General features: G+C 62.5%; 16 protein-coding genes and 1 pseudogene. 7 read left to right on the top strand and 10 right to left on the bottom strand.

The window, feature by feature from the left end:
- Positions 1–4: 4 nt before the first annotated feature.
- The 6 genes from B0B13_RS10955 to B0B13_RS10930 form a co-directional block, all read right to left on the bottom strand.
- Positions 5–1,528, bottom strand: coding sequence for an RNA polymerase factor sigma-54 (locus B0B13_RS10955; RefSeq protein WP_076786046.1), 1,524 nt, complete (start codon positions 1,526–1,528; stop codon positions 5–7).
- Between the two features lie 171 nt (positions 1,529–1,699).
- Positions 1,700–2,479, bottom strand: a complete 780-nt coding sequence (gene lptB, locus B0B13_RS10950; protein ID WP_076786047.1) for an LPS export ABC transporter ATP-binding protein — start codon at positions 2,477–2,479, stop codon at positions 1,700–1,702.
- Positions 2,476–3,144, bottom strand: a complete 669-nt coding sequence (gene lptA, locus B0B13_RS10945; protein ID WP_076787652.1) for a lipopolysaccharide transport periplasmic protein LptA — start codon at positions 3,142–3,144, stop codon at positions 2,476–2,478. The genes lptB and lptA overlap by 4 nt, the downstream gene beginning before the upstream one ends.
- Positions 3,145–3,207: 63 nt before the next feature.
- Positions 3,208–3,813, bottom strand: coding sequence for an LPS export ABC transporter periplasmic protein LptC (lptC, locus tag B0B13_RS10940; RefSeq protein WP_076786048.1), 606 nt, complete (start codon positions 3,811–3,813; stop codon positions 3,208–3,210).
- 3 nt (positions 3,814–3,816) lie between these two features.
- Entirely contained in the window at positions 3,817–4,347 is a 531-nt protein-coding gene (locus B0B13_RS10935) for a KdsC family phosphatase (protein WP_076786049.1), read from the bottom strand.
- Between the two features lie 7 nt (positions 4,348–4,354).
- Positions 4,355–5,338: a KpsF/GutQ family sugar-phosphate isomerase gene (locus B0B13_RS10930; protein WP_076786050.1), complete on the bottom strand. Its 984-nt coding sequence runs from the start codon at positions 5,336–5,338 to the stop codon at positions 4,355–4,357.
- Between the two features lie 152 nt (positions 5,339–5,490).
- Between B0B13_RS10930 and B0B13_RS10925 the strand changes: the two genes are divergently transcribed.
- The 5 genes and pseudogenes from B0B13_RS10925 (at position 5,491) to purU (ending at position 10,270) form a co-directional block, all read left to right on the top strand.
- The gene (locus B0B13_RS10925) at positions 5,491–7,494 is read left to right on the top strand and encodes a monovalent cation:proton antiporter family protein (protein WP_076786051.1); all 2,004 of its coding nucleotides are present in this window, start codon (positions 5,491–5,493) and stop codon (positions 7,492–7,494) included.
- A 79-nt stretch (positions 7,495–7,573) separates the two neighbouring features.
- A complete protein-coding gene (locus B0B13_RS10920; RefSeq protein WP_139337397.1) occupies positions 7,574–8,140 on the top strand; it encodes an adenine phosphoribosyltransferase in 567 nt (188 codons plus the stop codon).
- Positions 8,141–8,173: 33 nt separating this feature from the next.
- Positions 8,174–8,302: pseudogene (locus B0B13_RS18455) on the top strand (LysE family translocator); the annotation flags it as partial.
- Between the two features lie 109 nt (positions 8,303–8,411).
- A complete protein-coding gene (locus tag B0B13_RS10915) occupies positions 8,412–9,323 on the top strand; it encodes an NUDIX hydrolase (protein WP_076796356.1) in 912 nt (303 codons plus the stop codon).
- Between the two features lie 77 nt (positions 9,324–9,400).
- Complete coding sequence (gene purU / locus B0B13_RS10910; RefSeq protein WP_076786054.1) at positions 9,401–10,270, top strand: formyltetrahydrofolate deformylase; 870 nt, start codon at positions 9,401–9,403, stop codon at positions 10,268–10,270.
- 136 nt (positions 10,271–10,406) lie between these two features.
- On the opposite strand, the gene B0B13_RS10905 is transcribed toward purU, so the two are convergent.
- Genes B0B13_RS10905 through B0B13_RS19410 form a run of 3 tightly spaced genes read right to left on the bottom strand, consistent with a single transcriptional unit; the run spans position 10,407 to position 14,710 of the window.
- Positions 10,407–11,531, bottom strand: coding sequence for an AI-2E family transporter (locus tag B0B13_RS10905; RefSeq protein WP_370643236.1), 1,125 nt, complete (start codon positions 11,529–11,531; stop codon positions 10,407–10,409).
- A 59-nt stretch (positions 11,532–11,590) separates the two neighbouring features.
- Positions 11,591–14,464 carry an excinuclease ABC subunit UvrA gene (uvrA, locus tag B0B13_RS10900; protein ID WP_076796350.1) on the bottom strand — a complete coding sequence of 958 codons (2,874 nt, stop codon included), beginning with the start codon at positions 14,462–14,464 and terminating at the stop codon, positions 11,591–11,593.
- A 45-nt stretch (positions 14,465–14,509) separates the two neighbouring features.
- The gene (locus tag B0B13_RS19410; RefSeq protein ID WP_235091483.1) at positions 14,510–14,710 is read right to left on the bottom strand and encodes a hypothetical protein; all 201 of its coding nucleotides are present in this window, start codon (positions 14,708–14,710) and stop codon (positions 14,510–14,512) included.
- Between B0B13_RS19410 and B0B13_RS10895 the strand changes: the two genes are divergently transcribed.
- Together B0B13_RS10895 and B0B13_RS10890 are read left to right on the top strand one after the other, a co-directional pair.
- Positions 14,631–15,806 carry an MFS transporter gene (locus B0B13_RS10895; protein ID WP_237573999.1) on the top strand — a complete coding sequence of 392 codons (1,176 nt, stop codon included), beginning with the start codon at positions 14,631–14,633 and terminating at the stop codon, positions 15,804–15,806. The genes B0B13_RS19410 and B0B13_RS10895 overlap by 80 nt on opposite strands.
- A gap of 54 nt (positions 15,807–15,860) precedes the next feature.
- Positions 15,861–16,394 carry a single-stranded DNA-binding protein gene (locus tag B0B13_RS10890; protein WP_076796345.1) on the top strand — a complete coding sequence of 178 codons (534 nt, stop codon included), beginning with the start codon at positions 15,861–15,863 and terminating at the stop codon, positions 16,392–16,394.
- A 999-nt stretch (positions 16,395–17,393) separates the two neighbouring features.
- On the opposite strand, the gene B0B13_RS10885 is transcribed toward B0B13_RS10890, so the two are convergent.
- Positions 17,394–18,344, bottom strand: a complete 951-nt coding sequence (locus B0B13_RS10885; protein WP_076786059.1) for an Rpn family recombination-promoting nuclease/putative transposase — start codon at positions 18,342–18,344, stop codon at positions 17,394–17,396.
- Between the last annotated feature and the right edge of the window lie 85 nt (positions 18,345–18,429).

Here is an 18,429-nt window from a genome sequence, read left to right as displayed (position 1 = left end):
TAGGCTATAACGACTTACGCATGCTAACAGCCGGAATCTTCAGCGCTTCGCGATATTTCGCCACAGTTCGGCGTGCGACCACGAAGCCCTGTTCGGCCAGCAGTTCAGCGATGCGGCTGTCTGAAAGAGGTGTTTTCGGGTCTTCGGCTCCTATCAGTTGCTTGATGAGCGCGCGGATCGCGGTCGATGACGCCGCGCCCCCCGTATCGGTCGACACGTGCGAGCCAAAGAAGTACTTGAATTCGAGCGTCCCAAAGGGCGTCAGCATGTACTTCCCGGTCGTGACCCGCGATACGGTCGACTCATGCAAGCCCAGCGTATCAGCAATTTCTCGTAAAACCAAGGGGCGCATCGCGATCTCGCCATGCACGAAAAAACTACGCTGACGCTCGACGATTGCTTGTGCGACGCGCAAAATCGTTTCAAATCGTTGCTGGATGTTCTTGATCAGCCAGCGCGCTTCCTGCAGTTGCTGGCGCAACGAACCGCTGCCTGGGTCACCCCGGTTGCTGCGCAGGATGTTCGCGTATAAGTGGTTGACCCGCAGCCGCGGCACGACTTCGCGGTTCAACTCCGCCTGCCACCCCTGTGAGGTTTTCTTCACGATGATGTCCGGCACCACGTAGTCGGCCTCGGCCTTGCCGTACGCGGCGCCGGGGAACGGCTCGAGCGAGCGGATCAGCGCATGCGCGTCGCGCAGCGCGTCGTCGCTGGCCTTCAGGTGCTTGCGCAGACGCGTGAAGTCGCGCGCCGCCAGCAACTCCAGGTAGTTCGACACGATTTCCAGCGCCAGCGTGCGCGTGGCGCTTGGCTCCAGCCGCAACAATTGCAGCTTCAGGCATTCGGACGCCGAGCGCGCCCCGACCCCAGCCGGATCGAAGCTGTGCAGCAGCGCGAGCGCCGCGTTCAACTCATCGGCGTCGACCTCAAGTTCGGCCGGCAAGTCGGCGAGGATTTCGTCGCAGCTCGCGCTCAGGTAGCCATCGTCGTCCAGCGACTCGATCAGAAACGTGACCAGCGCGCGGTCGCGCGGGCTAGCCTTGGTCAGGCGCAACTGCGCGCCCAAATGCTCGCGTAGGCTGACCGTGGATTCGTGCAACTGCAGCGGCGGCATGTCGTCGTCGTCGGAGGTGCCACCGGGACGCACATAGTCGTCCAAATTCCACGACGCCGTGTCGGTGCCGCTGTCGCTGTTCATGCCGTTGTATTCGTCGACGGCGGCCGGCTCCGCGCTTTCCGCGCGCTCGCCGTTCACGCCGTTGGCGCTGCCGAGCACCGGTGCTGGTGCCTCGGCCATGCCGGTGGGCAGCGCGCTGCTTTGCGACGGCAACAGTGAGCCGTCCGCGGCGACCCGCAACGGGCTCGCGATCCAGTCGTCCTCGTTCTCCAGTAAAGGATTTTGCGCGATCGCCGTGGCGACCTCCTGCTGCAATTCGAGCGTCGACAGCTGCAGTAGCCGAATCGACTGCTGCAATTGCGGGGTCAGTGCCAGATGCTGCGATAGACGGAGTTGAAGGCTTGCTTTCATGGCAGATTGCTTTTTATTGTAGACAGTTTGCCACGTTGGCGGAACCTTGAGGGAACACGTTGGCCCATTTTGTGCATGTTTGAACGAGTCGGCGCACGCGAGCCACCCGCTGGCGCGGCAGTGTCGCCAGGTCGGCGCTGGCTGGGGCGGGAGCCCGCCCCAGTAAAGGGACTACATACGAAAATGTTCGCCCAGGTACACGCGGCGCACGCTCTCGTTCGCAATGATTTCCTTGGGCGCGCCGGCCGCGAGCACGCTGCCGTCGCTGATGATGTACGCGTGGTCGCAGATGCCGAGTGTCTCGCGCACGTTATGATCCGTGATCAACACGCCGATGCCGCGCTCCTTCAAAAAGCGCACGATTTTCTGGATTTCCAGTACGGCAATGGGGTCCACGCCGGCAAACGGCTCGTCCAGCAGGATAAAGCTGGGGCGGGTGGCGAGTGCGCGCGCGATTTCGACACGGCGCCGTTCGCCGCCGGACAGCGACATCGCCGGATTGTCGCGCAAGTGTGCGATCTGCAGCTCCTCGAGCAATGCGTCGGCACGCACCGATACCGCTTGCTTGGACAGCGGTTTGTCATGCTCGTCTAGTTGCAACTCCAGCACCGCGCGGATGTTCTCGTTGACAGACAGCTTACGGAATACCGATGCCTCCTGCGGCAGATAGGACAACCCCATCCGGGCGCGCTGGTGGATCGGCAGCACGCTGATCGGCGTGTCATCGAGCATGATCTCGCCGGCATCGAGCGGCACCAGTCCGACGATCATGTAGAACGAGGTCGTCTTGCCGGCGCCGTTCGGTCCGAGCAGCCCAACCACTTCGCCGCTTTTCACGTCAAGCGACACGTCCTTGACGACGGTGCGCGCGCCGTAACGTTTGCGCAAGTTGCGCACCGACAGCGTGCTGGCCGCAGTCCGAGCAGACACGGGGAGAACCGATGCGTTCATGGTTGCGACGTTCCTTGCAGCGTCGTGGACGGGGTCAGCGTCACGTCGCCGGCCGGTTGAGGCAGCGCGCCGCCCCCCGTGCTGGGGGTGAGCATCGCGCGCACGCGGCCGCTTGGATTGCCCGGTCCCGCGACATCCTTGCCCGACTGCGCGGTGTAAAAGTCCTTTTGACCATCGTAGGTGATCACACTGCCGCGCACCTCATCGACGAGTTTGGACAACCCATGCAAGCGCCGCACAACGGCGCGCGTGGTCAACGTTGTCAGGTCCTGCTTGCCGTCGTAGTCGATGCGCACCGCGTTGCCTTCGATGTATTCGTCCATGCCGTCGCGCTTCTGCCGGAAGTACGACAGTGTGCTGCCGTTGCTGGTGCCGATGGCGTGCTGGTAGCCTTGCGGATCCTGCTTGACTTCCACGCGGTCCGCACGGATCAGGATCGTGCCCTTGGTCGCGACGACGTGGCCGGTGAAGACCGTCAGCTGCTTCAGGTCGTCGTACGTCATGTTGTCCGCTTCGATGTTTAGCGGCTTGTCGCGATCCGCGCGCTCGGCGTGCGCAACGGACAGCGACAGCGCAAGCGGCAGCGCGACGGCCAGCGTCGACACGATCCGCCTGCCTGCCGTGCGGGCACGGCTCGCCCTGGCGCAGCGCTGCGGATGCAGCATGCGCGCAGGCACGGGGCGGTCAAACATTGGGTTCATGCGCGTCGTGCGAGAAAGAGGTGCCCGTCATTGACTGAACGGTCCGCCCGCCGCCGTGTCGGACGCGGCAATCATGCCGCGTACCTGGCCGAGCAGATGCATTTCGCGGGTCACGTTGTTGTAGATCATGCCATTGGCCGTCATCTGGGACGGGCCGCGTAGCAGTTTAACCGGCTTTTCGGTTTCGATGATATCGTCGTTGGTCAGCACGCGGAAGTGCTCGGAATCAGCTTGCATCCGCGGATCGGTCGGACCCGCGTCGCGCACGATGCGCGCGTCGTCGTACAGGTCCACGATCGAGCCGTCCGCATTAATGACAGCGTGCTTGCCGGTGGCGGTGACGACCGGCTGACCCGGCGCGAACGCGCGGATTGCTGGCAGCGTTGCGTGCGTCGCCGCATCGTCCTCATAGTGGACCATCGACGCGGCCGCGATCCGGTACTGCGTTACGCCACTTTCGTCCAGCATCGAGATCGAGAAGTGGTCGGCGAAATAGTCCGGCGTATGCGCCTTGGTCGCCGATACCCCCTGCGACGGGCGCGGCAATGTGTTCTGCAGCAGCCAGTACGTGCCGGCGGCGAGTACCGCCATGATCACGAGCGGCAACCAGGCGGACAGGCGTATCTCGCGCATCGCTTAGCCTTCGCACGCCGCCGCGAGCAGACCGTCATACCGGCCCTGTGCGCGCAGCAGTGTATCGATGACCTCGCGAGCGGCGCCGTGACCGCCGCGTGCGGTGGCGATCCAGTGCGCGCGACTGCGTACCTCGGGGTGCGCGCCCGCTGGCGCGGCGGCAAAACCGACGCGCAGCATGACCGCCAGATCAGGCCAGTCGTCGCCCATGTACCCGCATTCGTTGGCGGTGACGCCGGCGGCATCCAGCAACTTGTCGAACGCGACGAGTTTGTCGCTGATCCCTTGGTACAGATATGACACGCGGATCTCGCGCGCGCGCAACTCGACGATCTTCGAATCGCGCCCGGTGATGATCGCGGTCGCGACACCGGCCTGCTCGAGCAGCTTCAACCCATGGCCGTCCATCGAGTTGAAGCCCTTCATTGCATCGCCGTCTGGCGTAAAGTACAACGTGCCGTCGGTTAGCACGCCGTCCACGTCGAATATCATCAGCTTGACGCGCGCGGCACGTTCAATTGCGGTCAGGGCCATGGTCGGATCAGATGACTTTGGCGGAGAAAAGGTCGTGCGTGTTCAGCGCGCCGATCAGCGTGCCATCGGCGTCGGCGACCAGCATCTGGTTGATGCGGAACCGCTCCATCAGTTCCACGGCCTCCACTGCGAGTTGTTCGGCGCTAATCGTGCGCGGCTTGTGTGTCATCACGTCGGTAATCGGCAGGCCCAGGATGTCGCCCTTGTGCTCCAGCACGCGGCGCAAATCACCATCGGTGAAGATGCCTTCCACGTGTGAATCCTCATTCACGATCGCGGTCATGCCTAGCCGTTTCGCAGTGATTTCAAACAATGCGTCTCGCACCGTCGCGCACAGCGTCACGCGCGGCACCTCGTCGCCGGTGCGCATCACATCGCGCACATAGGTCAGTAGGCGCCGGCCCAACGTGCCGCCCGGATGTGAGCGCGCGAAATCGTCGGCGGAAAAGCCGCGCGCGTCGAGCACCGCTACCGCCAGCGCGTCGCCAAGCGCGAGCGTGGCTGTGGTACTGGCCGTGGGCGCGAGGTTCAGCGGGCATGCCTCTTTTTCCACGCGCGCATTCAAGTGCACGTCGGCCAGCTTGGCCAGGCTCGATTCCGGCCGTCCGGTCACCGCGATCAATTTTGCGCCGAGCCGCTTGATTAGCGGCAGGATCGCAACCAGTTCCTCCGATTCGCCGGAGTTGGACAAACCGATGAACACGTCGTTGGCGGTGACCATGCCCAGGTCGCCGTGGCTCGCCTCGGCCGGATGCACGAAGAACGCGGGTGTGCCGGTGCTCGCCAGCGTGGCCGCCAGCTTGCGCGCAATATGGCCTGACTTGCCGATGCCGGAGACTACCACGCGCCCCTTGCAGGCCAGCAACATTTCCACGGCGACGACAAACTCGCCGTTCAGGCGCGTACTCAGGCTCCGGATGGCCTCTGCCTCGATGTCGAGCACGTGCTGCGCCAGCTGCAATGCCCGGGCGCCATTGATTTTCGCTATCATGCGCGGAGTATAGCAAACGCGCATTTGGCTCGCGGCGCACCCGGCGGCGCGGCTCCCGAAGCGTTGATGGCGCTGCCGCGTGTGTACCGGCCGTTACTGCCTGGTTTTGCGCACGTCGGCCGACCACTGAAAGGACCGACGCAAGGGCTCGTATGACATCGCCGCTCGAACTCACGCTTTTTTTGTTGCTGGCCGCGGTGGTCGGGGTCGTGATCTTTCGCATGCTGAACTTGCCGCCCATGCTTGGCTACTTGAGCGTGGGCATGCTCGTCGGTCCCCATGCGCTGGGCATGGTGAGCGATTCGGAGCGGGTGCAGTATCTAGCCGAATTCGGCGTGGTGTTCCTGCTGTTCTCGATCGGGCTGGAGTTCTCGATCGCCAAGCTGCGCTCGATGCGCACGATCGTGTTCGGGCTGGGCCTGTCGCAGGTAATGGCCACGATTGCGTTGGCCGTGCTCGCCGGTATGGCCACGCGCGCCTGGCTGCACCTGAGTTGGCAGGCGAGCGTTGCGCTCGGCGGTACGCTGGCAATGTCTTCGACTGCAATTGTCAGCAAGTTGCTCGCCGAACGGCTCGAACTCGAGTCTGCGCACGGGCGCACCATCTTTGGCATCCTGTTGTTCCAGGACCTGGCCGTGGTGCCGCTGCTGCTCGTGATCGGCGCGCTCGGGGCTGATCCGAAGGAATTGGCGATTGCACTCGGGTGGGCTGTGGTCAAGACCGCCGTGGTGCTCACGATCTTGCTGTTTGTCGGACAGCGGTTCATGACTCGCTGGTTCAATGTGGTGGTCCGGCGGCGCTCGCAGGAACTGTTCATGCTGAACCTGCTATTGGTGACGCTGGGCGCCGCGTTCATCACGGAGACGTTCGGATTGTCGCTGGCGCTCGGCGCGTTCATTGCTGGCATGCTGATCTCCGAGACGCCATATCGGCATCAAGTCGAAGAGGACATTAAGCCGTTTCGCGATGTGCTGTTGGGCTTGTTCTTCATCACCACCGGGATGGTGTTCGATCCGCGGGTACTATGGCAGCACCCGCTGATGGTGCTGTTGTTCCTGGTCGGTCCGCTGCTGTTCAAGGCGGCGCTAATCACCGGCCTGGCTCGTCTGTTCGGCGCGATGCCCGGCGCGGCGATGCGCACCGGGCTCGCGCTCGCGCAAGCCGGCGAGTTCGGTTTCGTGCTGCTGAATTTGGTCCGCGAGCAACGCCTGATTTCGGACGAACTGATGCAAATAATCCTGGCGGCGATGTTGCTGTCGATGCTGGCGGCGCCGTTCGTTATCGATACGATGGACTGGATCGTGCTGCGCCTGTCTTCGAGCGAATGGATGATGCACTCCCTACAGATGACGCGTATCGTGACGCAGAGCATCACGCAGCAGGGGCACGTGATCATCTGCGGCTACGGGCGCAACGGGCAGAACCTGGCTCGGATGCTCGAGCACGAGGGCCTATCGTATGTCGCGCTGGATCTGGATCCGGACCGCGTGAGCGCCGCGGCGACGGCCGGCGAGCAAGTCGTGTTTGGCGACGCGGGGCGCCGGGAATCGCTGCTGGCCGCCGGTATCCATCGGGCGGCGGCGCTCGCGATCACCTATGCGAATACGCCCTCGGCGCTGCAGGTGCTGTATAACGTACATGAGCTGAAGCTAACCCTGCCGGTGATCGTGCGCACGGTGGACGACGCCGACCTAGACACGTTGCTGGCCGCGGGCGCCACTGAGGTGATCCCGGAGATCGTAGAAGGCAGTCTGATGCTCGCATCGCATACGCTGGTGCTGGTCGGCGTGCCGATGCGCCGCGTGCTGCGGCGCATCGAAGACTTGCGCAACAAGCGCTACAGCCTGTTGCGCGGCTATTTCCACGGCGCGGACGACTTGGATGAGGATGGCATCGAGCAGGTGAGGCTACAATCGGTGCCGATTGACGAAAGCGCTGACGCAGTCGGCCAGAGCCTGGACGAGCTCGGGTTGTTCGAAATGGGCATCGAAGTCACTGCGATCCGCCGGCATGGTATACGGGGTGTCGAGCCCGATCGCGACACGAAACTGCGCGCGCACGACATCGTCGTGCTGCGCGGCTTGCCCAACGCGCTCGCGCTGGCCGAGGAGCGGCTGCTGCGCGCGCGGCGTGGTGCGGCAACGAAGCCGGCCTAGCGCGGCACGCAGTCGAATGACGTCCGAATGAACCCGGCGCGGGCTGACACCCGGCGCCCGATCCGCAATGGAGACCACCATGCAAGAGCGCGCTGCGCCGCCACCGGCGGTGCTGACCGATTCTGCCGCCTATATCCGCCAACATATCCGTACTGTGCCCGACTGGCCGCAGCCTGGCGTGCAATTTCGCGACATCACGCCGCTGCTGCAGGACGCGAAATGCCTGCGGGTGCTGGTCGACTTGTTCGTGCAGCGCTATATCGACCAGCGGCTAGACTATATCGCAGGGCTTGATGCGCGAGGATTCATCGTCGGACCGATCCTTGCCTACGAGCTGAACGTGGGTTTTATTCCGATCCGCAAGAAAGGTAAACTGCCGTTCACGACCGTATCAGCGTCCTACTCGCTCGAATATGGGGAGGCGACGGTCGAAGTCCACGCAGATGCATGCCGCCCGGGCGAGCGCCTCGTGCTCATCGATGACTTGATCGCCACGGGCGGCACAATGATGGCCGGGCACGCGCTGCTGGAGCGGCTCGGTGCACGCGTCGTCGAGTGCGCGGCGATCATCAATCTGCCCGAGCTGGGAGGCTCGACGCTGCTGCGCAATGCCGGGGCACCGCTCTATACCGTATGCACGTTTTGAGCCGCTGCGGCCATGATCTGCTGGAGCAAGGCGATGTCTGAATTGCCGCTGTTCCTCGCCACGTCCGTGGCGATCACCGTCGCGTCGGGTCCGGGCTACTTGTCAGTACTCGCGCGGGACGTCTTGCAGGGGCGCGCCGTTGACCGCGTGTGGGCGTTAGGTTAGGCGGGCTGGCGGGCGTGACCTTCATCGCCTTCGACGCTCGGGTTGCCGCGTCGCAGAGTTGAAGAGGCGTTAGAATCATTGGTTTTATGCGCAAAGGGCATCGGCGATGACTTGGGGCTGCATTGACGCCGCGCGCCGTTTCCGGCGCGACCAGCATCTGCGGTTCGTGATCGGCGGGCAGCCGGTCGGCTGGATCCGCGCGGGCGACGTGCGTTGGCTCGCGCACTGGCCGGACGTGTTCGCCATCAGTGAGCGCTGCGTCGTGATGGCCGATGCATTCGATACCGTCCAGGCGCGCAGCGCCGCACTGGGCTCGGTCATGGGTGCGCTGGCCGCGCACGGCCTGATTCGCGGATGGCGCAACGAGACCTATGCGATACGCAATGCATTTGACGACCCGCCGCTCGCCTTTATCGAACGTGCGGCGTCGCGGTTCTTTGGCACGACGACATACGCTGTCCATCTGAACGGCGTGGTGGTGGGCCTCGACCGCGAGGCGCCGCCGCTGCGCGTCGGCGGTGCCGCCCCGCCGGTTGCGCCGCGCGCCGCGGACGGTGAACCGTATTTCTGGATCGCGCGCCGCAGCGACACGAAGCCGACCGATCCCGGCATGCTCGACAGCCTGGTTGGCGGCGGAATCGGCTGGGGGCTGCCGGTGTTCGACACACTGGTAAAGGAAGCGTACGAAGAGTCCGGCATCGATGCGTCGTTGCTCGTGAGCACGGCCAGCGCGGGGCGCACGATTCATGTTTTGCAGGAAATTGACGAGGGCACGCAGGCCGAGCAACTGTTCGTCTACGATCTGCTGGTGCCCGATGATTTCGCGCCGCGCAATACCGACGGGGAAGTCGCCGAGCACCGGCTGGTGTCGCGCACGCAATTGCTCGACATCGTTCGAGCTGGCCGGATGACCGTCGATGCGAGCCTGGCGACGCTTGATTGCCTGTTGCGCCGCGGCTGGCTTGATTCCGCCGAATGCGGCGCTTTCGACGTACTGCTGCAGGCGCCCGGCGATTGAACGCCGCTGCGTCGGCTGGCACCGGCAGACCTATCCAACCGTATTACCCGGTGACGAATTAAACAAGGGGTTATGGCATGGCCACCGAACACAGCTTCATTCTCAAACTCGCCTGCGCCGACCGGCCCGGCATCGTGCATGCGGTGTCCGGATTTCTGTTCGAGCGAGGCAGCAATATTCTGGATTCTGCACAGTTCGGCGATAGTCGCACCGGCGAGTTCTTCATGCGTGTGCACTTCCAGCAGGTGGGCGGCGATCCCGGCCTACACGCGCTGCGCGCCAGTTTCGCGACGCTGGCCGAGCAATTTGGCATGCGCTGGGAATTGCACGATGCGAACGTCAAGTCGCGCGTGATGATCATGGTGTCCAAGATCGGTCATTGTCTGAACGACTTGTTGTTCCGTTACCGCACCGGACAGCTTGCGATCGAGATCCCGGCGATCGTGTCGAACCACCAGGACTTCTACCAACTCGCGGCGAGCTACAACATCCCATTCCACTATCTACCGCTGGCCGACGGCACGCCGCAGGCGAAGGCGGCACAGGAATCCCGCGTCCTGGAGTTGGTCGAGCACCACGGCGTGGACCTTGTCGTGCTGGCGCGTTACATGCAAATTCTGTCGGGCGAGCTGTGTGAGAAGCTGGCCGGCCGGGCCATCAATATTCATCATTCGTTTCTGCCCAGCTTTAAGGGGGCGAAACCGTACTACCAGGCGTTTGATCGCGGTGTGAAGCTGATTGGTGCCACTGCGCATTATGTGACCACGGATCTGGATGAAGGTCCGATCATCGAGCAGGAAGTCGAACGCGTTGACCATAGCATGACGCCCGACGAACTGACGGCCGTGGGCCGGGACGTCGAATGCGTGACCCTTGCGCGGGCGGTGAAGTGGCACGTTGAGCACCGCATCGTGCTCAACGACACGAAAACCGTGGTATTTCGCTGACTCAGTGCACCGCCCACGGACAAGTGCACCGCCCACGGACACGCTCAGCACATCGGTGTTGGCGGGGCATGGGCGTTGACCAACGCGTCGTGCACTGCGAGCGGGCTAGGTGCGGCAGCGTGCGCCGCCCGCGCGCTCAGATCAGCTTGGAGAGCACCAATTCACGCTTGATATAGGCATAGAAGATGGGCGCCGCGATGACGCCGAGCAGCCCAAACGCCGCTTCCATCACCAGCATCGCAATCAGGAGTTCCCACGCCTTGGCCTCGATCTCGCCGCCGACGATACGCGCGTTCAGGAAGTACTCGAGCTTGTGGATCACCACCAGGAACGCGAGTGACGAAATCGCGACGCCGATCCCGGAAGCCAGCGAGATCAGCACGATCACGGTGTTCGAGATCAGGTTGCCGACCACCGGCAACAGGCCAACCACAAACGTGAAGATCACCAGCGTCTTGGACAGCGGCAGCCGCGAATGGAACAGCGGCAGGGCGACAAGCAGGTAGAGGCCGGTGAAGAACGCATTGACCGCTGAAATTTTGACTTGTGCGAACACGATCCGCCGAAACGCGTCGGCCAAGCGTGACACCCGCGTGACTAGCGCCGCGGACAGCGGCGCGCGAGTCGCATGATGCTGCGCGTCGACGGCCACGATTGCGCCGAGAATCATGCCGAGCAGCACGTGCGTGATGCCGCGCATCGCCGTTTTGCCGCCCTCCTGCAACTGCGTCGCGTGCGAGTGCAACAAGACGGTAATCTTCGATTCGATCTCGGCGGCGTTACTTGGCAGATACGTCAACGCCCAAGCCGGAAGCCGCGCACGCGCTTGATCGAAGAACCGCATCACCTGCTCGAACAGCGCTTGTACGCTGGTGACGTGCTTTTCTAGATGCTGTGCGATGCCCAACGAGATGCCGGTGAAGGCGGCGACCACCGCACAGGCGACGAACACGACCGCGAACCACCGCGCGCGCTGGCTGGACAAATGACGTTCCAGGCGCGGCGAGATTTGGTGCACGACCTGATAAACAAGTAGCCCCGCCAGCAGCGCGCCGAGCAACTTCAGCTCGATGACCAGCACCATCGCGGCGATCATGAATAGGTAGCTGGCGATATCCACCGGCGCGAGCCGGGACAACGACGCAGGGCCCGGTCGATTCACGTTGTGCGTCGGAAGCGGCTGCCCCGGACGCGACCCCTGCGCCGAGCCGCGTCCGTCATTGCCATCGCTCGGACGCGCCGCTTCATATTCTGTTGCCATCCCCAATCCTCGTTACGACTATTTGTCCGCACGGACGTTGGCGCAGCGTAGCACATGCGTTAGGCCTGCGTCTGGCGTGCGCCGAGCAGGGGCGCCAGGTATTTGCCGGTAAAGCTTGCCTTGGATTGTGCCACGTGTTCCGGCGTGCCCTGCGCGATGATTTGACCACCGCCAGCGCCCCCCTCCGGTCCGAGGTCGATAACCCAATCCGCCGTCTTGATCACGTCAAGATTATGCTCGATGATGACAACCGTATTGCCATGATCGCGCAATCGGTGAATGACTTCCAGCAGCAGTGCGATATCGTGGAAGTGTAATCCCGTCGTCGGCTCGTCCAGGATATAAAGCGTGCGACCAGTGTCGCGCTTACTCAGTTCCAGCGAAAGCTTGATTCGCTGTGCTTCGCCGCCGGACAATGTGGTCGCGGACTGGCCCAGCCGGATATAGCCGAGCCCCACGTCGAGCAGCGTCTTGAGCTTGCGCGCCACCACTGGCACCGCGCGGAAGAATTCATACGCGTGTTCGACCGTCATGTCGAGCACTTCGCTGATGCTGCAGCCCTTGTACTGGATTTCGAGCGTCTCCCGGTTGTATCGCTTACCGTGACACACGTCACATGGCACGTAGACATCGGGCAAAAAGTGCATCTCTACTTTCAGCACGCCGTCGCCCTGGCACGACTCGCAGCGTCCACCCTTGACGTTGAACGAAAATCGTCCCGGATCATAGCCGCGCTCCTTGGCCGACGGCACGCCGGCGAACAACTCCCGGATCGGCGTGAATAGGCCGGTGTAGGTGGCCGGGTTCGAGCGCGGTGTACGGCCGATCGGCGACTGATCGACGTTGATTACCTTGTCGAAATGCTCTAATCCGTCGATGGCCTCGTGCGGGGCGGGCTCGGCCGCCGAGCCGTACAGATGGTGTGCGACCGCGTGGTACAGCGTGTCGTTGATTAGCGTGGACTTGCCTGAGCCTGATACGCCGGTCACGCAGGTGAGCAGACCCACCGGCAGGTCCAGCGTTACATGCTTCAGGTTGTTGCCGTAGGCCCGCATGATCTGCAGCCGGCGCTCATCCGGTGCGCGCCGCTGCTGCGGCACCGCGATTCGCCGCGCGCCGCAAAGATATTGGCCGGTGATCGAGGCAGCGTCGTTCTCAATTTGCTGCGGTGTGCCGTGCGCGACCACCATGCCGCCGTGCTCGCCGGCGCCCGGGCCCATGTCTACCACGTAATCGGCCATCCGGATCATGTCCTCGTCGTGCTCCACGACGATGACCGAGTTGCCTAGATCGCGCAGGTGCTTCAATGTCGCGATCAATCGGTCGTTGTCGCGCTGATGCAGCCCAATCGAAGGCTCGTCGAGCACATACATCACGCCGGTCAGGCCCGAGCCAATCTGCGACGCGAGGCGGATGCGCTGAGCCTCGCCGCCGGACAGCGTGTCCGCGCTGCGCTCCAGCGACAGGTAATCGAGCCCGACGTTGTTTAGGAACATCAGACGCGCGACGATTTCTTTGACCACCTTGTCAGCGATTTCACGCTTGGCGCCGTCCAGCTTCAGCGTCTGGAAGTAACCTAGTGCGTCGCGCAGCGGCCAGCTGCTCACCTCTAAGATTGCTCGCGCGTTGTCGTCGGAGCCGATCTTCACATGGCGCGCCTCACGCCGCAGCCGGGTGCCCTCGCATGCGGGGCACGCCTGGTTGTTTTGGTATTTCGCCAGTTCCTCGCGCACCGCCGCCGAATCGGTTTCCCGGTAGCGGCGCTCCAAATTGCGGATAATGCCTTCGAACGGATGCTCGCGCACCGACGCGCGGCCGCGCTCGTTCATGTACGAGAAGGGGATGGCCTGTTCGCCGGAACCGTACAGCACGGACTGGCGCACCGCCTCGGGCAGGTCCTCGAATGCTGTTTCGATGTCGAACTCGTAGAATGCCGCCAGGCTTTGCAGCATCTGGAAATAGAACTGGTTGCGCCGGTCCCAGCCCTTCACTGCGCCGGCGGCCAGCGACAGCGACGGATGCGCGACTACCCGCTTCGGGTCGAAGAAGGTGATTTGTCCCAGGCCGTCGCATTCCGGGCATGCACCCATCGGGTTGTTGAATGAGAACAGCCGCGGCTCAAGTTCTTGCAGTGAGTAAGAGCAGACCGGGCACGCGAACTTTGCGCTAAACAGATGTTCGGTGTTGCTGTCCATCTCCAGCGCGATCGCGCGACCGTCGGCGAGCCTCAGCGCGGTCTCAAACGACTCTGCGAGCCGCTGCTTCATGTCTGGGCGCACTTTGAGCCGATCCACGACGACGTCGATCGTATGCTTGTCGTTCTTTTTTAGCTTGGGCAGCGCGTCGACGTCATAGATTTGCGCGGTCCCTTCGTGCGCGGTGCCGCCGCCGGAGCGCACTCGAAAGCGGATGAAGCCCTGCGCCTGCATCTGCTCGAATAGCTCGGCGTGCTCGCCCTTGCGGTTGACCACGACCGGCGCGAGAATCATCAGCTTCGTATCCTCGGGCAGAAACAGCGCGGCGTCGACCATCTGCGATACGCTTTGTGCCTGCAGGGCGATGCTGTGATCCGGGCAGTACGGCGTGCCCACCCGTGCGTACAATAGTCGCAGGTAATCATGGATCTCGGTGACGGTGCCGACCGTGGAGCGCGGGTTGTGCGACGTCGCCTTCTGCTCGATCGAGATGGCCGGCGACAGACCCTCGATCAGGTCGACATCCGGTTTTTCCATCAACTGCAGGAACTGCCGCGCATACGCGGACAGGCTCTCGACGTAGCGTCGCTGCCCCTCCGCGTACAGCGTGTCGAAGGCGAGCGATGACTTACCGGAACCCGACAACCCTGTGACCACGATCAGCTTGTGGCGCGGCAGATCAAGGTTGACGTTTTTCAGGTTGTGGGTGCGGGCCCCACGGATGCGAATCTCTTCCATTGAGCGATGGTGCCGGCTTCGCGGGCGTTGCTGCCAAACCTGCTACTATAACGACTTTTCTTCACCGCCGTACCAGCGCCCAACGGGCAGAGCTGACACCCGGTCAGGGTGCATGAATGGACGGAAATTCATCTCGATGCCCACATCGTCCGCTTCTTCTTCTCGAATGAGCGCGCCGGAGTTGCGCGCGACCGTCTCACTTGCGTCGGTTTTCGCGTTGCGCATGCTCGGTTTGTTCATGATCATGCCGGTGTTCTCCGTCTATGCCCACACGATCCCGGGCGGCGACGACACGGTGCTCGTTGGTATCGCGCTGGGCGTCTACGGCGTGACGCAGGCGGCGTTGTATATTTTCTACGGATGGTTGTCCGACCGCATCGGGCGCAAGCCGGTGATCGTCGCCGGGTTGGTGATCTTCGCGCTTGGGGCCGCGGTGGCCGCGCTCGCGGACACTATCCACTGGATCATCGTCGGCCGCGCGCTGCAAGGTGCGGGTGCGATTTCGTCGGCTGTGCTCGCGCTGATCGCCGACCTGACCAGCGAGCATCACCGTACGAAGGCGATGGCGATGATCGGCGGCAGCATTGGCGTCTCGTTTGCAGTAGCCATTGTCGGCGCGCCGGTGCTGTATGCGGTGATCGGCATGAGTGGGCTGTTCGCGGCAATCGGCGTACTATCGGTATTAGCGATCGCAGTGGTGCTGTGGATTGTGCCCGATCCAGCGTCACCGCCGGTCCATGTCAAGGCGCCGTTCGCTGAGGTGCTGCGTCACCGCGAACTGTTACGGATGAACTTCGGCGTGTTCGCGCTACACGCGACGCAGACCGCGCTGTTTGTCGTCGTGCCGCGGATCCTGGTCGGCGCCGGGCTGCCGGTCGCGTCGCACTGGAAGGTCTATCTGCCGGTCATGGCACTGGCGTTCGTGCTGATGGTGCCGGCGATTATCGCGGCAGAAAATCGGGGCCAGATGAAGGCCGTGATGCTCTCAGGCATCATCGCTATCCTGATTGGCCAGCTTGCGCTGGCCCAGGTCGGCCATGCGATGATGGCGGTAGCGGTTATCCTGCTCGTGTACTTTACTGGATTTAACGTGCTGGAGGCGTCGCAGCCGTCGATGGTATCGAAGCTCGCGCCGGGCACGCGCAAGGGCGCCGCGATGGGCGTCTATAACACGACGCAGGCGCTTGGGCTCGCGCTGGGTGGTGTGATGGGCGGCTGGCTGCTCAAGCTGCATGGCGATGCGTCGGTATTCCTGGCCTGTTCCGTGCTGGTGTTCGTTTGGCTTATCATTGCGGCCCCGATGAAGGTGCCGCCGCCAGCGGGCAGCCGCGGCGCGCATTGACCGCGCATCCGACGCCTCGTGTAACGCGTATCGAATCAAACTGGAGAAAGGCATATGGCATCCGTTAACAAAGTGATTCTTGTCGGCAATCTCGGCGCCGACCCGGAAACGCGCTACTTGCCAAGCGGCGATGCGGTGACCAACATTCGTCTGGCCACGACGGACCGGTACAAGGACAAGGCATCGGGTGAATTTAAGGAACTGACCGAGTGGCACCGCGTGGTGTTCTTCGGCCGCTTGGCGGAGATCGCCGCTGAATACTTGAAGAAGGGCTCGCCGGTGTACGTCGAAGGGCGTATCCGCACCCGCAAATGGCAGGATCAGAGCGGCCAGGACCGTTACTCGACCGAAATCGTCGCGGACAGCATGCAGTTGTTGGGTGGCCGTGGCGGCTCAGGCGGTGGTGGCTCAGGCGGTGGCGATGACTTCGGCGGCGGCACGTCAGGCGGATCGCGGGGCGAAGGCGGTGGCGCCGGTGGAGGGCGCGCGTCGGGTGGCGCACGCCAGGGTGCGGGCGGCGGTGCGAGCCGGCCCAGCGCGCCTGCCGGCGGCGGATTCGATGAGATGGACGACGATATTCCGTTCTAGCGAGTACTTTTAGGATGATGTAACTAGGAGGCCCGTACGCCTTATGCATACGGGCTTTTTCTTATTGCGGTTTCACTCTTATCAAATCGAGCCAAGGCAAGGGACAGTCTTTCCAAAGTCGATGGTGATTCCGTTGGTGTCCGGATACGCTATGTTCGGCAGTTCATCGTACGTCGTCGGGCGGCCCGTTGAGTCATTGTGCGGGCATGGTACCAAGCGTTGCCGCGCACGTGTGTTGTCAGACGCCGCCAGACTTGGCAATTAGGTGGGGCAGCTGTCGCAGAGCGACCGGCTTGATGGTTCTGCATGGCATAACCGCCACTTGGCGCCGTGGGCGGCAGAGTTCGAATCAAAGTCCATCGGCAACATGGTTAGTTGTGTTTCTAATAGACGTGGAAGTAACTGCCGGTGTCATTGGCGCACCCGCCCGCGCAGTGTCATCACCATCACACATCGTATTGATAGCTCCTTGGCAAACCGTGCAGGCGATTTGTCCCCTTCATGCGCGGCGCCGAGCGCTTGGCGCGCTGATGCAGCAGCGCCATCGGGTTGCCGCGCAGGGCCAAGGAGAAACTCATCCTCCATTAACCTTTTCTTCTTTATCAGCCCGACTACCTGCCAGCTCAAGTTCCGGCTAATACAAGTTAGCCGACAAGAGGCCTGCTCCATCGCAGTGATATGAGACGTACTGAGTGAGGCACGCGTAGCTAAACAGCACACGACAAAAACGCTTGGGGTTGCTGCGGATTGTGGCAACCACGCATGCGTCGTTTCCATTTCCGCGTGGAGGGCTATGTTCGGTTGAGTAGGTCACCCGTGTGCGGCCGCCTTCACAAACACGCGCTGCCTCTCGGTAAGCGCTGTTAACGGGGACTTTGTTGCCCGATAGCGGCGCAGCTGGCCGGTGACAATGGTGCATACCACGGCACCCGAGCGCAGCGCACGCTTGGCATTGTCAGCACGCGAAGTAGGGGCCTAAGCCCTGAATTGCCCGGATGATTAGTGGCAGATTTGCTTCATGTCGGCTTCGGACAAGCCCGTCATACGTTTGACCGTCTCGCGCTCCAATCCGCTTTCTAGCATCGTGCGCGCGATCTTCAGTGCGGCTTCCTTGTGGCCTTCTTCGCGCCCTTCTTCACGTCCTTCTTCACGTCCCAACATCCGGCCGCGCTCCAGACCTTTTTGCTCGCCTTTTTGCTCGAGCTTTTGTGCAATCGTCATCAAGACCTCCTCGTGTTGCGGGGAACGGATCGCCAACTCTCGCATAAATCGCTCCGGATCCGTCGTGTCGCCCCACTGCAGCATATAATGCATCAGCGACACCAATTGCTCGTGCGTAGTGTACCCCGCGATCAACAGGCTTGCCAGTTGCTCCAGCAGCGTCGCCAAATCACGTTGCCGGATATGCTTTTGCAGCAACTCTAGCATCGCCATGCGCCGATGCGTGAGGATTTCATCATCCGGAATCACCGTGACATCCACTAACGGAAAGCCTCCCGCATACAGCTGCGACGCCAACTCAGGCGCCTCGAAGCTGTCCAACCACCGCATTGAGTACGGATACGGACTGACTTGCCCGTGATAAAACAGCATCGGAATCACCAGCGGCAACTGGTCATGTCCGGCTTCTAGATGGCGCTGCATGGCGGCTATCGCGTAACGCATTAGCCGAAACGCCATGTGACGTTCCGGCCGGCTTTGATGCTCAATCAGCGCATAGACATACCCCTCGCCCTGCCGGGTCTGCAGCGACCACAGTACATCCGAATAGTAAGCGCGCAGATCTTCTTCCACAAAGCTGCCCGACTCCAGACGCAATGTGTTCAGGTCGCACTGCGCCAACCACTGCGTGGGCAAATGCAGGCTTAAGAAATCCCGCGCGGTGTCCGGATGCGTGAGAAACTGCTTAAAGAGCGCGTCGTGCGGCGTCATCGTCGATGAGCGTTTCATGCCGAACGTGAATGAGGGGAACCGCTTATTTTACCATCGCCTGCTCTCGATGCCCGCACGCTGCTGTGCATCGCTGCCTATGGAT

Origin of the sequence: Burkholderia sp. b14 (assembly GCF_900156195.1) — a bacterium.
GTDB lineage: Bacteria > Pseudomonadota > Gammaproteobacteria > Burkholderiales > Burkholderiaceae > Mycetohabitans.
Note: the sequence above shows the minus strand (reverse complement) of the source record. Positions and strands in the feature narration are given on the sequence as shown.